Source organism: Winogradskyella pacifica, assembly GCF_003386275.1.
Classification (GTDB): domain Bacteria; phylum Bacteroidota; class Bacteroidia; order Flavobacteriales; family Flavobacteriaceae; genus Winogradskyella; species Winogradskyella pacifica.
In genome coordinates, this window is the sequence record NZ_QREI01000036.1 from 1 (window position 1) to 1,586 (window position 1,586).

3 protein-coding genes are annotated in these 1,586 nt (G+C 28.8%); all 3 read right to left on the bottom strand.

The features are described 5' to 3' along the window. Nucleotides 1-107: 107 nt before the first annotated feature. On the bottom strand, nt 108-425 hold the full coding sequence (locus tag DFQ09_RS18655) for a type II toxin-antitoxin system RelE/ParE family toxin (RefSeq protein WP_115813140.1): 318 nt from the start codon (nt 423-425) through the stop codon (nt 108-110). Continuing rightward, nucleotides 416-658, bottom strand: coding sequence for a hypothetical protein (locus DFQ09_RS18660; protein WP_115813142.1), 243 nt, complete (start codon nt 656-658; stop codon nt 416-418). The genes DFQ09_RS18655 and DFQ09_RS18660 overlap by 10 nt, the downstream gene beginning before the upstream one ends. 197 nt (nt 659-855) lie before the next feature. Next, entirely contained in the window at nt 856-1,350 is a 495-nt protein-coding gene (locus tag DFQ09_RS18785; RefSeq protein ID WP_147298385.1) for a hypothetical protein, read from the bottom strand. Between the last annotated feature and the right edge of the window lie 236 nt (nt 1,351-1,586).

Consider the following 1,586-nt stretch of genomic DNA (forward strand, 5'->3'; position numbering starts at 1 on the left):
TAGCTAAATCGGGATTAATATATGATGGAAATTATAAAAGTACTTTAGTGAAAAATTAATGAGTTTTTACTTGTTTTTTGCCACAGTACTTTGTTGGCAACTGGCTTTTATTTTTTTCGTTCTATTTTTATTGGGTTTTGGCGAGTATCAAAAACATCATTTATTTCAATTCTATTCTCTTCCTTGTTAATCCAATAAATGACTTTATAGTTTTTATAGACCAGATATCTAAATCCTTGATTTCTGTTTTTAAGAAGTTCTTCGGCTTGTCCAATTTCTGGTTGCCTTTGTAACTTTAAAGTTTCGTTATAAATACCGTTAACGAGTTTTTTCGCTATTCGAATTCCTGCTTTTTCTCGATGATATTGATAAATTTTTTCTAGTTCTTTTTGAGAAAAATCAGTCCAAAATAATTTTAATTCCATTTATCAATCTTGGCTTTTAATTCGCTAGATTCTATTAGTCGACCATTTATTGAATCTTCCATAGATTTGTCAATTCGAGAATTAAATTCCTCAATTGTCATTGGTTTAAAATCATCAATATCAAAATTCTTGTTTTCTTTTCTAAGGATTTTTTCAAGTCGTGAAATAACATCTTCACTTTGAATCTTTAAAAACTCTTGAATAAGTTCCAGCTTTCTTGTTTGTAAATCCATTTTATTAGCTTTTTATCAAAGATACAAAATTATCAATTTAAACCTCTAATTTTTTTGCTTTCACGAATTTCACAGCTTGTTGCCAACGTTTATGTATAAGGAAAGTTGCGTGTTTGTGTGCGAGGATTTTCCGAAGGAAAATCAGATGCAAGCAAACGAGTAACTAACTTTGGTTTAGCTAAAACTAGCAATTTTTTTTATACGGTGTTAGGCAATGTTTTTTTATTCCTCTTTATTTTTAAAAATCCGCCATAAGCTTGTAATAAAGATGGGATTATTGTTAAAATTAATAACATTCCAATTTCAAGTTTTATATTTTTTGTCGAAATAGAGAAACCATCACTAAAATTAAATGGCGTTTCTATTCCACTTATGTACATTTTGTAAATCAGCCATAAAATTCCGTCGTTTCCATTTTTCCAATTCAAATCAGTTGGGGAATTCAAAACTGCAGATAGCCAAATTATAAATCCAATTAATGCAATGATGTAATATTTTTTTAAATCAAAAAGTTGAGTTTTGTCAGTTGCTAAAAATCCGCTAACTAAATAAAGTATAAGAACTATTGTCAGGTGAAAAACCGCATAAATTATTTCAAGTGTTCCATTTCCAACATATTCATACAGATATGTGAATCCGAAAATGGAAATAATAAATATCAATATGTGTGCGAATATTAATTTCAGATGCATTTTTTTCAAATATTGCCTAACGTTGTTGTGTATGGTTAGTTGCGTGGTTAAGCAACTAATTTAGTAAACAAATACGAACCCGAGAAAATTCCGAAGGAATTTTCCAAATAAGCACTTGCCAAAGCAATTAATTATACACGTCTTAAGTTTACAATTCATTAAATTTAAGGATAAATTAGAAAGAACAAAAGAGAGGAATAAGGTTAATATACACGCAGAAGCTTTAGACTTCGTCA